This is a genomic window from Arthrobacter sp. 10L424 (assembly GCF_056395325.1).
In genome coordinates this window covers 23270-41887 of record NZ_JBFTJH010000008.1, presented here as the reverse complement: position 1 = coordinate 41887, position 18618 = coordinate 23270, and the positions used below count along the sequence as shown (strand labels likewise).

Annotated in this window: 17 protein-coding genes; 7 read left to right on the top strand and 10 right to left on the bottom strand. The window is 66.3% G+C overall.

The features are described from left to right. Positions 1 to 5: 5 nt before the first annotated feature. Positions 6 to 464, top strand: coding sequence for a Fur family transcriptional regulator (locus tag AC1DC5_RS14080; protein WP_441404709.1), 459 nt, complete (start codon positions 6 to 8; stop codon positions 462 to 464). Here the strand turns inward: AC1DC5_RS14080 and AC1DC5_RS14075 are convergent. The 8 genes from AC1DC5_RS14075 to guaB1 all read right to left on the bottom strand — a co-directional run bounded on the left by AC1DC5_RS14075 (position 461) and on the right by guaB1 (position 9862). Then, the gene (locus AC1DC5_RS14075) at positions 461 to 2083 is read right to left on the bottom strand and encodes an MDR family MFS transporter (RefSeq protein ID WP_476865561.1); all 1623 of its coding nucleotides are present in this window, start codon (positions 2081 to 2083) and stop codon (positions 461 to 463) included. The genes AC1DC5_RS14080 and AC1DC5_RS14075 overlap by 4 nt on opposite strands. After that, complete coding sequence (locus AC1DC5_RS14070; RefSeq protein ID WP_476865560.1) at positions 2080 to 2709, bottom strand: TetR/AcrR family transcriptional regulator; 630 nt, start codon at positions 2707 to 2709, stop codon at positions 2080 to 2082. Before AC1DC5_RS14070 ends, AC1DC5_RS14075 begins: the two co-directional genes overlap by 4 nt. Before the next feature lie 84 nt (positions 2710 to 2793). Then, positions 2794 to 3681 (bottom strand): metal ABC transporter permease, encoded by an 888-nt coding sequence (locus tag AC1DC5_RS14065; RefSeq protein WP_476865559.1) that lies wholly within the window; start codon positions 3679 to 3681, stop codon positions 2794 to 2796. After that, a complete protein-coding gene (locus AC1DC5_RS14060) occupies positions 3682 to 4497 on the bottom strand; it encodes a metal ABC transporter ATP-binding protein (protein WP_476865558.1) in 816 nt (271 codons plus the stop codon). Positions 4498 to 4607: 110 nt separating this feature from the next. Then, on the bottom strand, positions 4608 to 5573 hold the full coding sequence (locus AC1DC5_RS14055; protein ID WP_476865557.1) for a metal ABC transporter solute-binding protein, Zn/Mn family: 966 nt from the start codon (positions 5571 to 5573) through the stop codon (positions 4608 to 4610). Between the two features lie 108 nt (positions 5574 to 5681). After that, a complete protein-coding gene (locus AC1DC5_RS14050; protein WP_476865556.1) occupies positions 5682 to 6746 on the bottom strand; it encodes a hemolysin family protein in 1065 nt (354 codons plus the stop codon). Then, complete coding sequence (locus tag AC1DC5_RS14045; RefSeq protein ID WP_476865555.1) at positions 6743 to 8080, bottom strand: hemolysin family protein; 1338 nt, start codon at positions 8078 to 8080, stop codon at positions 6743 to 6745. The genes AC1DC5_RS14050 and AC1DC5_RS14045 overlap by 4 nt, the downstream gene beginning before the upstream one ends. A 321-nt stretch (positions 8081 to 8401) precedes the next feature. Next, a complete protein-coding gene (gene guaB1 / locus AC1DC5_RS14040; RefSeq protein ID WP_476865554.1) occupies positions 8402 to 9862 on the bottom strand; it encodes a GMP reductase in 1461 nt (486 codons plus the stop codon). Positions 9863 to 10191: 329 nt separating this feature from the next. On the opposite strand from guaB1, the gene AC1DC5_RS14035 reads away from it, so the two are divergent. From AC1DC5_RS14035 to AC1DC5_RS14015, 5 genes are all read left to right on the top strand, one after another. Then, on the top strand, positions 10192 to 13989 hold the full coding sequence (locus tag AC1DC5_RS14035; RefSeq protein ID WP_476865553.1) for a multifunctional oxoglutarate decarboxylase/oxoglutarate dehydrogenase thiamine pyrophosphate-binding subunit/dihydrolipoyllysine-residue succinyltransferase subunit: 3798 nt from the start codon (positions 10192 to 10194) through the stop codon (positions 13987 to 13989). Between the two features lie 132 nt (positions 13990 to 14121). Continuing rightward, positions 14122 to 14721, top strand: coding sequence for a GDSL-type esterase/lipase family protein (locus AC1DC5_RS14030; protein WP_441404611.1), 600 nt, complete (start codon positions 14122 to 14124; stop codon positions 14719 to 14721). A 138-nt stretch (positions 14722 to 14859) separates the two neighbouring features. After that, positions 14860 to 15687 (top strand): DUF4097 family beta strand repeat-containing protein, encoded by an 828-nt coding sequence (locus AC1DC5_RS14025; protein WP_476865641.1) that lies wholly within the window; start codon positions 14860 to 14862, stop codon positions 15685 to 15687. Then, the gene (locus tag AC1DC5_RS14020; protein ID WP_441404610.1) at positions 15687 to 16307 is read left to right on the top strand and encodes a PadR family transcriptional regulator; all 621 of its coding nucleotides are present in this window, start codon (positions 15687 to 15689) and stop codon (positions 16305 to 16307) included. Before AC1DC5_RS14025 ends, AC1DC5_RS14020 begins: the two co-directional genes overlap by 1 nt. Positions 16308 to 16427: 120 nt before the next feature. Then, a complete protein-coding gene (locus AC1DC5_RS14015) occupies positions 16428 to 16502 on the top strand; it encodes a 50S ribosomal protein bL37 (RefSeq protein ID WP_104061284.1) in 75 nt (24 codons plus the stop codon). 103 nt (positions 16503 to 16605) lie between these two features. Here AC1DC5_RS14015 and rsrA read toward each other — a convergent pair whose 3' ends face one another. Both rsrA and AC1DC5_RS14005 read right to left on the bottom strand, forming a co-directional pair. Further along, on the bottom strand, positions 16606 to 16866 hold the full coding sequence (rsrA, locus tag AC1DC5_RS14010) for a mycothiol system anti-sigma-R factor (RefSeq protein ID WP_441404609.1): 261 nt from the start codon (positions 16864 to 16866) through the stop codon (positions 16606 to 16608). Next, positions 16863 to 17732, bottom strand: a complete 870-nt coding sequence (locus AC1DC5_RS14005) for a sigma-70 family RNA polymerase sigma factor (RefSeq protein ID WP_476865640.1) — start codon at positions 17730 to 17732, stop codon at positions 16863 to 16865. Before AC1DC5_RS14005 ends, rsrA begins: the two co-directional genes overlap by 4 nt. Before the next feature lie 333 nt (positions 17733 to 18065). On the opposite strand from AC1DC5_RS14005, the gene AC1DC5_RS14000 reads away from it, so the two are divergent. Then, entirely contained in the window at positions 18066 to 18614 is a 549-nt protein-coding gene (locus AC1DC5_RS14000; protein WP_441404608.1) for a DoxX family protein, read from the top strand. Positions 18615 to 18618: the final 4 nt, after the last annotated feature.

The following is an 18618-nucleotide window of genomic DNA, read 5'->3' as shown; positions in this document are numbered from 1 at the left end:
CCACGATGTCCCAGGGCGCCACCGCCAACGGCAGCCGGGCAGCGGCGCCGGCTCCCGCCGCGGCCAAAGAGCAGCGCGTCACGAAGCAGCGGCTCGCGGTCAGCGCCGTCCTGGACGAGCTGACGGACTTCGTCAGCACCCAGGAACTGCACCGCATCCTGCAGGAGCGCGGCACGTCGGTGTCCCTCGCCACGTCATACCGGATCCTGCAGTCCCTCGCTGACGAGGGCCAGGTGGACGTGCTCCGGAACGCCGACGGCGAGGCCGTGTACCGGCGCTGCGCCGTCACCGGCCATCACCACCACCTGCTGTGCCGCAGTTGCGGCAAGGCCGTCGAAGTCGAGGCGCCGGCGGTAGAGGCCTGGGCCGCGCGGACCGCCACCGAGCACGGCTTCACCGCGGTGGAACACACCGTCGAAATTTTTGGGCTGTGCCCGGAGTGCACGGCCCGGACTACCGCCTAGGCCCTGGCTCCGCGGGCAGGAGCGAGGGCGTCGTCGGCGTCGTCGGCAGTGATCAGGATGTTGCCCTCCGAAATGGATTCGGACAGCACGTCGTGCTCAATGGCGGTGGCCAGCGGCTTCTGCTTGACGAAGCACATCAGCACGGCGGCGGCCAGAGCCAGCGGCACCATCCAGATGAAGATCGGCGTCAGCGCGTCGTTGTAAGAGGAGATGATGGCCTCCTTGATCGGCGCCGGCAGGTGGCTGACCACCGCGGGAGTCAGTGAGTTCGATCCTCCCGGGGCACCTCCCCCGGTGGCTGCGGCCGGCAACCGCTCGGCGAGCAATTCGGCCAGCCGGCTCGCAAAGAGGCTTCCCACCACTGCGGAGCCAAGGGTGGCCCCGATCTGCCGGAAGAAGTTGTTCGACGCCGTTGCAGTGCCGACTTCACGCAGCGGGAAGGAGTTCTGCACAATCAGCACCATGATCTGCATGCTCAGGCCCAGCCCCAGGCCCATCACAGCGAGGTAGGCGCAGATTTCCCAGAGCGGCGCTCCCGGCTTCAGGGTGGAGAGCAGCACGAGGGCGACTGCGACCAGTACGCCGCCGGCAATCGGCATCCACTTGTAGCGGCCGGTGCGGCTGACCAGCTGGCCCGAGACGACCGAGGCAACCAGCAGGGCGCCCATCATCGGGATCATCAGCAGCCCGGATTCGGTGGCGTTGACGCTGAAGGCCATCTGCAGATAGGTGGGCAGGTAACCGATGGCGCCAAACATGGCCACACCGATCAGCAGCCCGGCAATGGTCGAGAGGTTGAAGTTGAGGTCTTTGAACAGGTGCAGCGGAATTATGGGCTCGGCCGTGCGCCGCTCCACCAGAACGAAGGCAACAGCGCTGAGGATGGTGCCGGCGATCAGGGCCAGGATGACCGGATCGGTCCACTCGTACTTGCCGCCGCCCCAGGTCGCGAACAGCACAAGGCAGGTCGTGGCGATCGCGAGCAGCACCATGCCGCCGAGGTCCAGGCGCGGCTTGCCGCTGTGCTTGGGCAGCTTGAGGAAGAAGACGGCCCCGGCCAGCGCCAGCAGGCCCAGGGGGATGTTGATCCAGAACACCCAGCGCCAGCCGGGTCCTTCAGTGAACCAGCCGCCCAGCAGCGGCCCGGCGACGGAGGCGATGGCAAAGACGCCGCCCATCATTCCCATGTACTTTCCGCGTTCGCGGGGCGGTACGACGTCGGCGATGACGGCCTGCGACAGGATCATCAGGCCGCCGCCGCCGAGGCCCTGGACGACTCGGGCGGTGATGAGGACACCCATGTCGTTGGCGAGGCCGCCGATGACGGACCCGATCATGAACAGGACAATGGCGGCGATCAGCAGGGCTTTGCGTCCCATAAGGTCGCCGAGTTTGCCGTAGATCGGCATGGTGATGGTGGAGGCGAGGATGAAGGCGGTGATGACCCAGAGCATGTCGCTGACGCCGTGGAGTTCACCCACGATGGTGGGCAGCGCGGTACTGAGCACCGTCTGGTTCAGTGCCGCAAGAAGCATCGAGAGCATCAGGCCGACAAACAGCAGCACCATGTGCTGTTTTTCCCCGGCAGGTCCCGTGGCGGGGACAGCGTGCGTGGTCATGAGAGTTTCCTTAGGAGTTCGTGGAGCAGTGCCAACGACGGCTGGAGGGTTTCCGCGGAAAGCCCCTCGACGGGGTCGAAATCGGCGGAGGTGAGTTTGAAGCGGATGGGGACGCCGGCGATCATGACCAGCATGCGCGCGGACTCCTCGGGGCCGAAGCCTTCGGCGCCGGCCGCCCAGTCGGGATCCTCCGCCAGCAGGCCGGCGAGCCCCTGGCAGACAAGCGTCTCGGCTTTGACCATGTAGTCCATGTGGCGGCGGCCCAGGTGCGGATCCCGGGCGATCAGCTGGCGGCGGCGTGCGCGGTCGGCGCCACCGAGCGCGGTCGAGGCAACGGTCATCAGGAGGCCCGCAACCTGCCCCACCAGATCGTCCGCAGTGACGGAGATCCCTGTGAGCAGCGACGCTTCGAGGACAGGCTCTCGCAGGCCCAGGATGGCGTCTTCCTTGGCCTGGAAATAGTTGAAAAACGTCCGCGGGGAGACGCCGGCACTCGCGGCGACGGCCTCCACCGTGGTCTGCTCGACGCCGTTCTGCAGCGCAAGAGACGCGGCCGCCTCATGGAGGGCCATCCAGGTTTCAGCCTTCTTGCGCTCACGCAGGGGCATCGAAACAGCATCAGTCATGGGTTAAATAATTGCACGACTGCAACGATTGCACAAATGCATACTTGCAGTGATGCATACTTGCAGCCGCCAGGCTGCGACGGCTCAGGCGGCCGGCGCCGCCCTCCGGACAATCCGGCCGTTGATTCCGCGCTTGGCCCGGACGCCGCCGATGATACGGCAGACGACGTAGATGAAGAACGACAGCGTGGTCACGTAGGGGCTGATGGGGATCCGGCCGCCGAGGGCCAGCAGGATGCCGCCCACCGTTGCCGTCACGGCGAACACGACACTCAGGACCACCACCAGCCGCGGCGATGAGGTCACCCGCATAGCGGCAGCCGCGGGAGTGATAAGCAGCGCCAGCACCAGGAGGGCGCCGACAATCTGGATGGAGAGCGCCACGCTGACGCCCAACAGCAGCATGAAACCGAGGGCCAGCGCCCGCACGGGCACTCCGCGGGCAGCGGCGACGTCGGGGTCGACACTGGCAAACGTCAGCGGCCGCCAGATGGCGACCAGGGCCAGCATCACGACGACGGCGGCACCCGCCAGCACCTGCAGCTGGACCGTTCCGACCGAGACGATCTGCCCGGTGAGCAGGCCAAACTTGTTGGCCGCACGGCCTTCATAGAGCGAAAGGAAGAGGATGCCCAGGCCGAGGCCGAACGGCATGAGCACGCCGATGGTCGAATTCTTGTCCCTGGCGCGGACCCCCATCAGGCCCAGCAGCAGGGCGGCGGCCACGGAGCCCGCCAGGGAACCCAGCACGACGTCGACGCCGATCAACAGGGCGAACGCCGCGCCGGCAAAGGAGAGCTCGGAGATTCCGTGCACGGCGAAGGCCAGGTCCCGCTTCATCACGAAAGTACCCACGAGGCCGCCCAGCAGGCCCAGGACCGCCCCGGCCCAGATCGAGTTCTGGACGAGAATGAGCAGTTCGCCGTAGTTTTCGAAGTTGAAGATTGAATTGAGCAGGCTCTCCAGGTCCACCTAGCCCACCTCCCCCGCCACGGCATGCGCGTCTTCGTGATGGTGGGTCGTGGCGTCGGGGACACCGACCACCACCAAGCGACCGTTCGCGTTGATCACTTCGACATGGCTGCCGTAGAGATCGGACAGGACCTCGGTGGTCATGACTTCCTCCGGCGTCCCCACCCGGAACCGTCCGCCGGCCAGGTACAGCACGCGGTCGACGTAGTCCACGATCGGGTTGATCTCATGCGTCACAAACACCACGGCGCTGTCTTGCTCGTGGCACTGTTCATTTATCAGGGCGCTGACAGCCTGCTGATGTTGAAGGTCGAGGGACAGCAGGGGCTCGTCGCACAGCAGAACCTTCGGACCGGCGGCCAGGGCCTGCGCCACCCGCAGCCGCTGTTGCTCGCCGCCGGAGAGCTGGCCCACCGGCACTTTCGCATAGTCCTGCGCGCCCACGAGCTCGAGCAGCCGGTCGATCTTCCGGTTGGCCCGGGCGGCACCAAGGCGGATGCCCCACCGGTGGCCATCGACGCCAAGGCCCACGAGGTCGCGGGCCCGCAGCGGAGTGTCGGGGTCGAAGGACTTCTGCTGCGGGACGTAGCCGATCCGCCGGCTCCCCCGCTCCACGGGGTGGCCGTCCAGCACTGCGGTCCCGGACGTGAGCTCCTGCAGCCCGAGCAGCACTTTGAGGAATGTCGTCTTACCGCTGCCGTTGGGGCCGAGGACGGCGAAGAATTCCCCCGGGTTGATGTCCAGATCCAGGTTCTCCCAGAGAGTCCGTTCGCCGAACGCGAGGGAGGCACCGCGGAGACTCACTACAGGGGTCAACTTCGCTTTCCTCGATTTCTGCGCAAGCCTGGATGGTTGCACTGTCTGCACGCGCGGTCTACTCACGCCGTTCCGATAATCTTAGGCCCAGCCCGGCCCCGGGGCTGTCCTCAGGACAGCGTGCGGACGATGCCGTCCACGTTGTCCGTCATCCACGGAAGGTACCCCTTGCCGTCCGGGAGGGTCTCGCTGAAGTCGAGCACCGGGATCCCGGCCGACACTGCGGCGTCCTTCAGGGCGAGGGTCTGCGGGCCCTCGGTCTGGAGGTTGTAGGCCAGCAGCTTGATGCCGCCGGAACCCACCAGGTCGACGGCGGTCTTCAGCACGGCGGGCGGGACATCGGCGTCGGATTCGATGGCCGACAGGTACTCGGCGGGGGTCTTGTTTTCCAGCCCGGCAGCCTCCAGCAGGTACAGCGGCACAGGTTCGGTGACGGCGGCCGCCCCCGGGCCGGCGGAGGCCTTGACCGCGGCGAGCTTGGCTTCCAGCGCGCCGAGCGAGTCCTTGAATGCCGCGGCGTTGCCGCGGAACGTCTCCGCGGAGGACGGCTCCAGCTCACCGAGCTTGGCAGCGACGGCATCCGCCAGCCGTGCCATGGCCGGCAGGCTGTACCAGACGTGCTCGTTGAAGCCCGCATGGTCATGGCCGTGCCCGTGCCCGTCGGCGTCGTGCGAGGCGCCGGCTTCCTCTTCCGGGACCAGCCCGGAGAGCTCCACAGCGTTCAGGACGCGGCCGTGGTCCAGCCCCGTGTCGTCGGCGAGCTTGTGGATGAAGCCGTCATAGCCCCCGCCGTTCTCCACGAGGAGCTCGGCTTTGGACACTGCCAGCTTGTCCTGGGTGGTCGCCTCGTAGGAGTGCGGGTCCTGGCTGGTGCGCGTGATGATGGACTCGACGCGCACCTTGTCGCCGCCGATGGTGCTGACAATGTCGCCGTAAACACTGGTGGAGGCAACGACGTCGACGATTCCGTCGTCGGCGCTTCCCTGCGGGTTCCCCGGGGTCTGGCCGCAGGCCGTCAGGAGCACGCTCAGGCCGGCAAAGGCGGCAACGATGGCACGGGCAGCAGGACGACGCACGGGAAACCTCGGATCTGTTATTGAGAATCAGGAGCAATAGCAACAGATTCGAGTGTAGCCCTAAATAGGAATGATTCCTATTTAGGGCTACCTCCGAGACTGTCGCAGCTACTGGTCCTGGCCGAGCCTCCGGTAGCCGGTGGCCTGCGTGGCATCCCTGATCTCGCCGACGAGCTCCTCGATGACGTCTTCAAGGAACAGCACGCCCTGGGTTTTTCCGTCCGCGCCGATCACACGGGCCAGATGCGATCCGGTCCGCTGCATCACTGACATGGCCTTCTCGATCTCGTCGTCCATGGACAGGTTCGCCAGGGACCGGATGTGGCTTTCGGCGATCGGCTGGTGGTAGGCCGCGTCCGGGATGGACAGCACATCCTTGATGTGGAGGTAGCCGGAGAGCATCCCGTCATCGTCCAGCATCGGAAAGCGCGAGAACCCGGTCCGGCTCACGGCCTTTTCAAACTCCACCGGTGTGGTGGCCGACTTCAGCATCACCAGCTTGTCCAGCGGGACCATCACGCGCGACGCGGTATGTTCCGAGAACTCCAGCGCACCGGTGATCAGCCCGGCGTCGTCATCCACCAGCCCGTGACGGGTCGACTCCTGCACGATCGACTGGACCTCCTCAAGCGTGAAGGAGGACGTGACCTCATCCTTGGGCTCGATCCGCATCAGTTTCAGGATGTGGTTGGCGGCCCAGTTGAGTGCCACGATCACCGGCTTCACCACGCGGGCGATAAACATCAGCGGCGGCGCCAGCAGCAGGGCCGCCTTGTCCGCCACGGACACCGAGATGTTCTTCGGCACCATCTCGCCAATCGTGACGTGCAGGAACGTGACCAGCAGCAGGGCGACGGCGAACGCGGCGATGTCCGCGATCTCCACCGGGACGCCGGCCGCTTCCAGCGGCGCCACCATCAGGTGATGGATGGCCGGTTCCGCGACCTGCAGGATCAGCAGCGAACAGACGGTGATGCCCAGCTGGGCGCAGGCCAGCATCAGCGAGACGTTTTCCATCGCCCGCAGGGTGGTTTGCGCGCGCTTGGATCCCGCCTCGGCCAGGGGTTCGATCTGGCTCCGGCGCGCGGACATGACCGCGAACTCGGCACCAACGAAGAAGGCGTTGCCGAGCAACAGCACAACAAGCCAGAGGATTCCTGCCCAGTCGCTCATGCGGCACCTACCTGCCCGGCCGGGTGGTTCCCGCCCTGGATCCGCACGGGCTTGAAGCAGATCCGGTCGATCCGCCGCCCGTCCATGCGGGTGACGCTCAGGGTCCCGCCGCCGACGTCGACGGTGTCACCGACCGCGGCAATCCGGCCCAGCTGGCTCATGACGTAGCCTCCCACCGTTTCGTAGGCAGACTCGTCGGGCACGGTCAGGCCCGGGATCTGTTCGGAGAGTTCATCCGGGCGGAGCAGCCCCGGGAAGTACCAGTCCCCCGAGGCGCTCTGGAGGAGCCCCGGCCGGACCTTGTCGTGCTCATCGGCGACTTCTCCGACGATTTCCTCCACCAGGTCCTCGAGCGTGGCGATGCCGGCGGTTCCGCCGTATTCGTCCAGGACCACGGCCAGCTGCAGGTTGCCTTCGCGCAGTTCCGCCAGCAGGGCATCCAGGTGGATGGTTTCCGGAACGCGGAGCACGTCCGTCATGATCGCGCCGGCCTCCAGCTTTGCGCGCCGGGCGGAGGGCACGGCGATGGCCTTCTTGATGTGCACCACGCCGCGGATGTCGTCCGAGGATTCCCCGATGACCGGGAACCGCGAATAGCCGGTGCGGCGTGCGGCGTCCACAATGTCGGACACCGGCTGGTCTCCGTCGATGGTCTCGACCCGGATGCGGGGCGTCATGACGTCCGCTGCCGTCCGTCCCGAAAACTTGAGCGTCCTGGCGACGAAGTTGGCGGTCCCGGCGTCGAGGGTTCCCATCGCCGCCGAGCGGCGCACGAGCGAGGCCAGTTCCGCCGGAGTCCGGGCACCGGAAATCTCTTCCTTGGCCTCGAGGCCGAAGATATTGAGCACCTTGTTGGAGAAGCCATTGAGCAGCACAATGGCGGGTTTGAAGATGGTGGTGAAGATCAGCTGCGGGCGGGCCAGGGCCTTGCCGACCTGGAACGACAGTGCAATCGCCATGTTCTTCGGCACCAGCTCGCCGATCAGCATGGACAGGAGCGTCGCGAACGCCATCGCAAGGATCAGGGACACGGAGGAAATCGCGGCGTCCGGGATTCCCAGGGCGCGCAGCGGCCCTTCGAGCAGTTTGCCGACCGACGGCTCCATAACGTACCCGGTCAGCAGGGTGGTGATCGTGATGCCCAGCTGGCAGCTGGAGAGCTGCGTGGACAGGGATTTGAGGCATTTGAGCAGGGGTGCGGCGGCAGTGTCGCCGTCATCCACGGCGCGCTGGACCGTCGCCTGGTCAAGGGCGACGAGCGAGAATTCAACGGCTACGAAGAAGCCGGTTCCGAGGATGAGCAGCAGGCCCGCGAAAAGAAGGAGCCACTCCATTTAGCGGCCCGCTTCCGGGGCCGGGGCAACGCGTGGTTGCCCGCGTAATCCCCCCGGCGGAGGATGGTCAGCCGCGGCCGACCCTGATTCCTGGAAGGCTCCGGCGTGGCGCGCCGGAGAGTGATGGGCACGTGAACGGGGTTTGCCGGCTCTTCGGGAAGACTGCGCGGGAACGGATTCCGTTCCCCGCTGACAGCCCCCAGGCCGGCACCTAGATTTACTGTCCATAAGAATTTCAGTCTACAGGAGCACCGGCGGCCGGCCGCCGTCATGACACCCTCTTGGAAGGGCCCCACGGCGGCCGGTTCCGCCCGCGGCGCCTCACCAGCTCTGCGGGACCGGACGGCCTTCCTCGTAGCCGGCCGCGGACTGGATTCCCGCCACGGCGCGTTCCCGGAAAGCCGCAAGGTCCGCCGCACCGGCGTAGCTCATGGAGCTGCGGAGCCCGGCGGTGATCATGTCCAGCAAGTCCTCGACGCCGGGCCTCGCCGGATCGATGAACATCCGGGAGGTGGAGATGCCTTCCTCGAACAAGGCCTTGCGGTCCTTTTCGAAGGCGCCCTCGCGCTGGTTGCGGTTCTGCACGGCCCGGGCGGACGCCATGCCGAAGCTTTCCTTGTACTGCCGCCCGCCGGCGTCCTGCTGCAGGTCCCCCGGGCTCTCGTGCGTGCCGGCGAACCAGGATCCGATCATGACCTGGCTTGCCCCGGCCGCCAGGGCAAGAGCCACGTCGCGCGGGTAGCGGACACCGCCGTCGGCCCAGACCCGGCCACCGGCCGCCCGGGCGGCGGCCGAGCACTCCAGTACCGCCGAGAACTGCGGCCGGCCCACGGCCGTCATCATGCGGGTGGTGCACATGGCGCCGGGGCCAACACCGACCTTTACGATGTCCGCCCCGGCCTGGATGAGTTCCCGCGTCGCCTCGGCCGTGACCACGTTGCCTGCCACCACGGGGACGCCCGGGTTGAGGCCCTTGACCGCGGCCAGGGCATCGAACATTTTCTGCTGGTGGCCGTGCGCGGTGTCCAGGACCAATACGTTGACCCCGGCGGCGAGGAGTTCCGCGGCCCGCCCGGCGACATCCCCGTTGATCCCGACGGCGGCAGCGACCTTGAGCCTGCCGGCGCCGTCCAGGGAGGGCCGGTACAGCGTGGAGCGCAGTGCGCCCTTCCGGGTGAGGACCCCGGCCAGGACACCGTCCCGCTGCACGGGCGCAAAGTCGGTCCCGGCGGCGTCCATCGCGTCGAAGGCGCGGCGCAGGCCGGAGCCGGCGTCGCCGTCGGGCGTGTCGTCCAGCATGGCGGCGTCAAGTACCAGCGGCTGGCGCATCACCGAGGCGATCGAGGCGAAACGGTCTTGGCCCTCGCAGTCGGCGGCCCTGACGATGCCGCTCACCGCACCCGAGTCATCCACCACCACGACAGCCCCGTGCGGACGCTTGCCCATCAGGTGCAGGGCATCGATGACGGTGTCGGCGGGCGAGAGCGTAACCGGGGTCTCCAGGACGGCGTGGCGGGTCTTGAGCCAGGAGGCAACATCGCGGATCACATCCAGCGGTACGTCCTGCGGCAGCACCGCCAATCCGCCGCGCCGGGCCATGGTCTCGGCCATACGCTTGCCGGTCACCGCCGTCATGTTGGCCGCCACCAGCGGAATCGTGGACCCTGTCCCGTCATCCGCGGACAGGTCCACGTCCAGCCGGGAGGTGACGTCGGAACGGGACGGTACCAGGAAGAGGTCCGAGTAGGTCAGGTCGGTGGTGGGCTCTGTCAGGAAACGCACTGCTGCTCCTTAAAGTAAGCAAAAATTGGCATTCCGGTGCTCAACGGGTTCTCTGAGCGATTCTAGCGAGGCTTCCCGAACCCTGCGGACGCGTCCGCTCATCTGCCCGGCCGGCCGCGCCGGCAGCCCCGATGGACGGCCGGAAGACGCGCCGCGGCGGCGCTTGAAGCCGACTCGATGATTTGAGTCACCCTTATTGGCGGTTTGGCAAGAATCGTCACTAGACTGGCAGGGGTCTGGGTTCACTGGACGCGGAGACTGGTTCAATCGTTGTGCTGCGGCACCGTGAAACCAGTGGGAATCAAACTCATGGAAGAGGCGTAATTCAAGTGCCAGAGCAGCCTAGCCACCGTCTACCAGAGGAATTTGGCGGAAACGAGTGGCTCGTTGACGAACTGTACGAGCGTTATCAGCAGGACAAGAACACGGTGGATGCCAAGTGGTGGCCCTTGTTCGAATCCTTTGGCGCCGGAGACAGTGCCTCCACCAACGGGACCTCGGGCGCAGCGGCAGTTGCGCACCCCGCCACCCGCGAACTTCCCGTGGTAGCTCCTGCGGCTCCGGCAGCGCAGCCGGCCGCACCTGCAGCCCCCGCCCCGGCCTCGGCCGCTCCTCCCGCCGCTCCCGCCGCGAAGAAGGCTCCGGCCACCATTGCCCGCGACGGTTCCAAGACCTCGGAAGCCGGCCCCGGCACTGCGCCCATCCCGGCCCAGCTGCCCAAGAACATCAAGGCCCCCACGGCTCCCGAGGAAGACGTCGTCTCCGTCCTCCGCGGACCGGCCAAGGCGATCGCGTCGAACATGGTCACCAGCCTGGAGGTTCCGACCGCCACCAGCGTGCGGGCGATCCCGGCGAAACTGCTGATCGACAACCGAGTGGTGATCAACTCCAATCTTGCCCGTGCCCGTGGCGGCAAGGTCTCCTTCACGCACCTGATCGGTTACGCCGTCATCCGCGCCCTGGCCCAGTTCCCCTCGATGAACGTCTACTACGACGAGGTCGACGGCAAGCCAGTCGCAGTCCAGCCGGCCCACGTCAACTTCGGCATCGCCATCGACATGCCCAAGCCCGACGGCACGCGCCTGCTGATGGTCCCGAACATCAAGAAGGCGGAGACCCTCAACTTTTCCGAGTTCTGGCACACGTACGAGGACCTGATCAAGCGTGCCCGCGCAGGCAAGCTGACGGCCGATGACCACTCCGGCACCACGGTCTCGCTGACCAACCCGGGCGGCATCGGAACCGTGCACTCCGTGCCGCGTCTGTCCAAGGGACAGGCCGCCATTATCGGCGTCGGCGCATTGGATTACCCCGCGGAATTCCAGGGCGCCAGCGCGAAGATCATCGCGCACAACGCCATCAGCAAGGTCCTTACCCTGACCTCGACCTATGACCACCGCGTCATTCAGGGTGCCGGCAGCGGCGAGTTCCTGAAGCTGGTCCACCAGCTCCTGCTGGGCGCCCAGAACTTCTACGACGAGATCTTCGAATCCCTGCGGATCCCTTACGAGCCCGTGCGCTGGAGCCCGGACCTGCAGGTGGACCCGGCCGACGAGATCAACAAGGTCGCCCGCATCCAGCAGCTCATCCACGCCTACCGCGTCCGCGGCCACCTCATGGCGGACACCGATCCGCTCGAGTACGTCCAGCGCAAGCACCCGGACCTCGACGTCCTGACCTACGGCCTGACGCTGTGGGACCTGGACCGCGAATGGCCCACCGGCGGTTTCGGCGGCAAGCCCATGCTGGCATTCCGCGACATCCTCGGCGTGCTCCGCGATGCCTACTGCCGCACCACCGGCATCGAATACATGCACATCCAGGACCCGGAAGAGCGCAAGTGGTTCCAGGACCAGCTGGAGCACCCGTACTCCAAGCCGAGCCGCGACGAGCAGCTGCGCATCGTCTCCAAGCTCAACGCTGCCGAGGCATTCGAGACCTTCCTGCAGACGAAGTTCGTCGGCCAGAAGCGTTTCTCGCTCGAGGGCGGCGAGTCGCTGATCCCGCTGCTGGACGCCATCATCTCCGACGCTGCCGACGACGAACTCGACGAAGTGGCGATCGGCATGGCCCACCGCGGCCGGCTCAACGTGCTCACCAACATTGCCGGAAAGACCTACGCCCAGGTCTTCCGCGAATTTGAGGGCACCCAGGACCCGCGCTCCGTGCAGGGCTCCGGCGACGTGAAGTACCACCTCGGCACCGAGGGCACGTTCACCTCGGACAACGGCAAGGAGACCAAGGTCTACCTGGCCGCCAACCCGTCGCACCTCGAAGCCGTGGACTCCGTCCTCGAAGGCATCGTCCGCGCCAAGCAGGACCGCCTCGACCAGGGCGAAGCCTTCCCCGTGCTGCCGATCATGGTGCACGGCGACGCCGCGTTCGCCGGGCAGGGTGTTGTCGCTGAAACGCTCAACCTCTCCCAGCTGCGCGGTTACCGCACCGGCGGCACCATCCACATCGTGGTCAACAACCAGGTCGGCTTCACCACCGCCCCGTCCTCGTCGCGGTCGTCCACGTACTCCACGGACGTCGCCAAGATGATCCAGGCGCCGGTGTTCCACGTGAACGGCGATGACCCCGAAGCCGTGGTCCGCATCGGCCAGCTCGCCTACGAGTTCCGCCAGCGGTTCCACAAGGACGTTGTCATCGACATGGTCTGCTACCGCCGCCGCGGCCACAACGAGGGCGACGACCCCTCGATGACCCAGCCCCTGATGTACAACCTGATCGAGGCCAAGCGCTCGGTCCGCAAGCTGTACACGGAATCCCTGATCGGCCGCGGTGACATCACCGAGGAAGAAGCCGAGCAGCTGCTCCGCGACTACCAGGAACGGCTGGAGCGTGTCTTCGCGGAAACGCATGCCGCGCAGACGTCGCCGATTCCGATCATCACTGCGGATTCCGCCGCGGTATCGGATCTGGAGCGCCCGATGGCACAGCAGTCCGACTCCGGCATCAGCGCCCCGGCGTCGACGGCGATCTCCGCGGAGACGCTGGCGCGCATCGGCAAGGCACACGTCGACATCCCCGAGGGGTTCACGGTCCACGCGAAGCTCAAGCAGCTCCTCGAGAAGCGCGAAGTCATGTCCCGCGACGGCGGCATCGACTGGGGCTTCGGCGAACTGGCTGCGTTCGGTTCGCTGATCATGGAAGGCGTTCCCGTCCGGCTCGCCGGCCAGGACTCCCGCCGTGGCACGTTCGTACAGCGCCACGCCGTCTTCCACGACCGCGCCAACGGCGACGAGTGGCTGCCCCTGGCTCACCTCTCCGATGACCAGGCCAAGCTGTGGATCTACGACTCCCTGCTCTCGGAATTCGCGGCCATGGGCTTCGAATACGGCTACTCGGTGGAACGCCCGGATGCCCTGGTGCTCTGGGAGGCGCAGTTCGGCGACTTCGTCAACGGCGCGCAGACCATCATCGACGAGTTCATCTCCTCGGCCGAGCAGAAGTGGGGCCAGCGCTCGTCGCTCGTGCTGATGCTGCCGCACGGTTACGAGGGCCAGGGGCCGGACCACTCCTCCGCCCGGATCGAGCGCTTCCTGCAGATGTGCGCCGAAGAAAACATGATCGTGGCCAACCCCACGACCTCGGCGTCGCACTTCCACCTGCTTCGCCGCCAGGCCTACAGCCGGCCGCGGAAGCCGCTCATCATCTTCACGCCGAAGCAGCTGCTCCGCCTCAAGGCCGCAGCGTCTTCCGTGGAGGACTTCACCACCGGCACCTTCCGGCCAGTCATCCCCGAGCACGAGCAGCTGCAGGCCGACGCCGTCGAACGTGTCCTGCTGGTCTCCGGACGCCTGTACTACGATCTGCTGTCCACCCGGCAGAAGACCGGCGACAAGACCACGGCGATCATCCGGGTCGAGCAGCTTTACCCGCTGCCTGCCGCCGAGATTGCCGCGGAGCTTGCCAAGTACACGAACGCCGAGGTTGTCTGGGCCCAGGACGAGCCCGCCAACCAGGGTCCGTGGCCGTTCATCGGCCTGAACCTTCCGGACGCGCTGGACCGCCGGGTCCGCCTCGTTTCCCGCCCTGCCTCGGCTGCCACCGCGGCTGGATCGATGAAGCGCCACTCGGCCGAGCAGGACACACTGCTCAAGCAGGCATTCGCACGTAAGTAAGGTCAACGCTGCCCGGCCGGAGATTGGATCACGCAACTCCGGCCGGGCAGAGTTGTTTAAACCGTCACCGTCCCCGGGCACCGTTGTCGTCCGGGGGCGGTTCAATGGACGCTCTGGAGTGAAGAGGTAGTCGTGGAAGATCGAAAGCTGCGGATCGCAGCCGTGGGCGATGAACTGCTGGCCGGCCTGGGTGACCCCCGGGCGCTGGGCTGGCTGGGGCGGGTCCTGGCGCGCACGCCGCAGGACGGACTGTCGTTGGAATGCTATTCCCTTCCCTGTCCACAGGAGGGAACTGAGGGTCTGGCCGCCCGCTGGCTTGAGGAAGCCGGCCGCCGCTTCAACAGCCACCACGAGAACCGCCTGGTGATTGGCCTTTCCGGCCGAGATGTCGAGTTTGGCCTCTCCACTGCACGCAGCCGGCTCAACCTCGCCAACATCCTCGACTCCGCCTCGCAGAGCAAGATCGAGGTTTTTGTCGTGGGCCCGCCGCCGTCACTGGACCCGGCCCAGAACCGCCGGCTCGGCGAGCTCAATACCGCCTTCGCCGATGTCACCACGCGGCGCAAACATCTTTACGTCGACACCTTCTCCCCCCTGCTCAACCATGAACAGTGGCGGCAGGACCTCGCCGCCAACGGGGGCACGCCCGGCCAGGCCGGCTACGGGCTGATGGCGTGGCTTGTGCTGCACCGGGGCTGGTTCCAGTGGCTGGGGATGGAAACCCCCGAATAGGCCCCGCCCTGCCCCGGGAAATTCGCGATATATCTTGACCGTGCAATTGCGGCGATATATCGTGACTTCATAGTCGCGATATATCGTAACCGTCGCATGAAGTATCGCCCTCCCGGAGGAACCATGTCAGAGAACAGCATGACGGAGAACAACTGGACCGTCACCGGTCCGCAGACCATCGACGTCGACGGCGTCCGGTCGCTCAAGCTCGGCATAGTCCGGGGCCGGTTCGACATCGTCACCCATGAGGAGGCCGTCGCCAGAATCGAGGTCTCCGAGGTCTCCGGCGATCCGCTGGCGATCAGCATCGTGGACGGACGCCTCGAGGTCCGGCACCAGCTGCACGGCCCGCAGGGCTGGTTCAAGAATTTGATGGACACCGTCAGCAACAACAGCAACAACTCGGCGGTCATCAGCATCGCCCTGCCAGCCGGCGTCGACGTCGAGGCCGGCACCGTCAGCGGCGACGGCATGGTCTCCGGAATCAGCGGACACACCCGGCTCAACACGGTTTCCGGTTCCGTCCTGGCCGACGGCACCTCCGGAAACCTGGCCGTCAACACTGTCAGCGGCGAAGTGATCGCCCGCAACCACCACGGCGTCCTGACGGCCAAGAGCGTCTCCGGCGAGATCACCGCCTCCGGCGATTTCAGCCACATCCGCGCCAACACCGTCAGCGGAGACCTGAGCTTCGACCTGCACGGCTTTACCCAGGACTTTGGCGCCAACTCGGTGTCGGGTGACGTCACCATCCGCGTCCCGCACGACGTCGGGGTGGACATCATTGCCAAGTCCGCCAGCGGCGCCGTCGTCATTGGCGACACGAAGTACGCCCAGCCCGGCGGCGGCGTCCAGACCATCGCCGGGCCCGATTCCCAGCTCATGCTGGTCCGCACCAACTCCGTCTCGGGCAAGACGTCGATCTTCCACCGCCCGCCGGCCCCGGACACCGAAACGGGGCTCTGATGCCTCCGGTCTTCGCCCATGGCGCCCTCCGGCTCTACCTCCTGGCCCTGCTGGAGACCGGCCCCAAGCACGGCTACGAACTCATCAAGGCGCTCAGCGAACGTTTCGGCGGCACCTACTCCCCCAGTGCCGGGACCATTTATCCGCGGCTCGGCAAGCTGGAAGAGGAAGGGCTCGTGGCCACGCACACCGAAGGCCGCCGGACCCGTTACAGCATCACCCCGGCCGGGCTCCTGGAGCTGAACAGCCGGCGGGACGAACTTGCCGGCGTGGAAAACGACATCTCCGCATCGGTCCGGCGGCTCGCGGACAACCTGCGCCAGGACATCAAGGACAACATGCGCGGGCTGCGGGCGGACCTGGCGGCAACCGCCGAGGCCGCACGCTCCTCGGCCCGCGCGGCCGGTTCAACGGTCGCCTCGCTGGCGGGCCAGCGCTACTCGCAGGAGAGCGATGGCCGGCTGCGGGAAGCGGAGATGCTGGTGCAGGCGTTCCGCGACGACATCCGGGTGGAATTGCGCCGCCACGGCGGCCGGCACCCGATCACGCCGGTGACGCTGGAGACGGTCAGGACGGTGCTGGACCAGGCCCGGATCTCTATCCGGAATTCCCTGGACTAATCGTTTCACTTTGCATTGCCCCTCCGGGACACCTGCCCGCCCGCCGGTTCGCGGCGGGTCCCCTGATGTGGGAGACTTGAGGGCAGCTCTTTTGAGTACCAAAAATTAAGGAGGCCAGCTATGAGCAAGCGTGCACGTAAACGTCGTGACCGTAAGCGTGGCGGCGCGAACCACGGCAAGCGCCCCAACGCCTAAGCAACGCTTAGGAACCACAGCTTTGGACAGATGACCCCGGAAACCTCACGGTTTCCGGGGTCATCTGTTTAATCGTATTCGGGCGGCGCCGGTTCTGCCTGGGTCAGGCCTCGACGGGGTTGCTGGAGTGGATCCGGTCCAGGATCGAGTTCTTCAGGTTCTCCGGGGCGGCTTCGGTGCAGGAACGCTTCACCATCACGCGGATGACACATTCGAGGTCGTACTGCTCAAAGCATTCGGGGCAGCCGTCCAGATGGTCCTTGATCTCCGCGATGTCATCGCGGGTGAGGGCACCATCCAGATACTCGTAGATACGTTGCATCCGGGCGTCATCGCAATCGCCCAGTCCCTGGCAGTCGCTCATTTCCTGTTCTCCTGTTTGTTGCTTCCGGCCGCCGCGGTGGCATCTGCGGCCCTGAATCCCCGCTCGGCGGCGTAGTCGGCGAGCATATCCCGCAGCATTTTCCGGCCCCGGTGCAGCCGGGACATCACGGTCCCGATCGGCGTGTTCATGATGTCTGAAATTTCCTTGTACGCGAATCCCTCGACGTCGGCGAAGTACACGGCCAGCCGGAATTCCTCCGGGATGGCCTGCAGCGCCCGTTTTACGTCGGAATCCGGCAGGTGGTCGAGCGCCTCGGCCTCGGCCGAGCGCAGTCCCGAGGACGTGTGCGACTCCGCCCGGGCCAGCTGCCAGTCCTCAATGGTGTCCGAGTTGGACTGCAGCGGCTCGCGCTGCCGCTTGCGGTAAAGATTGATGTAGGTGTTTGTCAGGATGCGGTACAGCCAGGCCTTCAGGTTGGTGCCCGGCTTGTACTGGTGGAAGGCCGAAAAAGCCTTCGTGTAGGCCTCCTGGACGAGGTCCTCGGCATCCGCGGGATTCCGGGCCATCCGCATGGCCGCGGAATACAGCTGGTCCACATACTGCATGGCGTCGCGTTCGAACCGCACCCGGCGGTCCTCAGCCGTTTCCGTCGCAACATCCAGGGCCTGGCCGTCCACGATCAGCTCCTGGGCGGCCGCATCGTGCGCGGCGTTGGGCGCCAAGGCAGGGCTGGGGGGTGCGCCGGCAGGGCCGGCAACAGGTGACTCGGCGGGCGTCGCGCCGTTTCCGGCTGCCTCGTGCATGGCCGCAACGGCCGGATCCATGGTGCTCATTGCCTTCAAGTCTACTGTTACCTTCCGGCGGGTGTCCGTAATCGCCCGCACCGCTCCATCCTGCAGGGCCATCGTCCACAACGCGGCAGGATCCGCCGCAGGCTGCGCAATGTCCCCGATAAGCGCGGTGCCACGTGTGAGCTTGTCCTTCACCAGAACCAAATCTCCGCCTCCCTGGCGCCACGCCGGAATCCTCCAGCCACGGCACCGTGTTCCAGCCCGGCATGTGGGCTGGCCTGACTCGTTATCGTGCTCTTGTTGTCTTGCCCCTTGACCAGCCGCAAACCGGCGGCCTGGACCTGTCATTCACAACCCCGCCGGGCAGGCAAATATTCCGCAAAAGTGCAAGACTAGAACCGGTTCTCCCGCATTGATTCCGCGGTTCGTCCATCCAGGAGGAAATTCATGTCCTTTGTCCGCTTTCTCGCCCGGCCCATGCTCGCCTCCAGTTTCGTCCTTGCGGGCATGGACAAGCTAAAGAATGCGGACGACACCGCGACGCAGCTCTCACCCCTGCTGCGCCGCGCCGCGGAGTCCCTTCCCTTCCAGACCAACGAGAAGGTCCTGGCCCGCGTTATCGGCGGCACACAGGTTGGAGCCGGGGTCCTCCTCGCACTCGGCAAGTCAGCACGCCTGGCAGCCACCGTCCTGGCTGTCATCTCCGCGCTCAACGGCTACGTTGAATGGCGCAGTGCGGACATAACGTCCAAGGAAGGCCGCGACGCCCGCCGCAAGCAGCTGCTGAAAAACGTCTCGCTGACCGGCGGCGTGCTGCTGGCCTCCGTCGACACCAATGGCAGGCCCAGCCTGGCCTGGCGCGCCGAACACCTCGCAGCCGATGCCAAGAAGAACGCCGGCCACCTCGCCGCCGACGTCAAGAAGACCACCGGCAAACAGCTTAAGAAGGCCGACAAGGCCGTGCGCAAAGCCGTAGACCACACCCACGGAGCCTAAAACA

Bases quoted from the DNA above. Each gene is read 5' to 3' on its own strand.
- AC1DC5_RS14080 (WP_441404709.1), top strand. From the start codon at position 6: ATGTCCCAGGGCGCCACCGCCAACGGCAGCCGGGCAGCGGCGCCGGCT.
- AC1DC5_RS14075 (WP_476865561.1), bottom strand. From the start codon at position 2,083: ATGACCACGCACGCTGTCCCCGCCACGGGACCTGCCGGGGAAAAACAG.
- AC1DC5_RS14070 (WP_476865560.1), bottom strand. From the start codon at position 2,709: ATGACTGATGCTGTTTCGATGCCCCTGCGTGAGCGCAAGAAGGCTGAA.
- AC1DC5_RS14050 (WP_476865556.1), bottom strand. From the start codon at position 6,746: ATGAGCGACTGGGCAGGAATCCTCTGGCTTGTTGTGCTGTTGCTCGGC.
- AC1DC5_RS14045 (WP_476865555.1), bottom strand. From the start codon at position 8,080: ATGGAGTGGCTCCTTCTTTTCGCGGGCCTGCTGCTCATCCTCGGAACC.
- AC1DC5_RS14025 (WP_476865641.1), top strand. From the start codon at position 14,860: ATGACGGAGAACAACTGGACCGTCACCGGTCCGCAGACCATCGACGTC.
- AC1DC5_RS14020 (WP_441404610.1), top strand. From the start codon at position 15,687: ATGCCTCCGGTCTTCGCCCATGGCGCCCTCCGGCTCTACCTCCTGGCC.
- rsrA (WP_441404609.1), bottom strand. From the start codon at position 16,866: ATGAGCGACTGCCAGGGACTGGGCGATTGCGATGACGCCCGGATGCAA.
- AC1DC5_RS14005 (WP_476865640.1), bottom strand. From the start codon at position 17,732: ATGGCCCTGCAGGATGGAGCGGTGCGGGCGATTACGGACACCCGCCGG.
- AC1DC5_RS14000 (WP_441404608.1), top strand. From the start codon at position 18,066: ATGTCCTTTGTCCGCTTTCTCGCCCGGCCCATGCTCGCCTCCAGTTTC.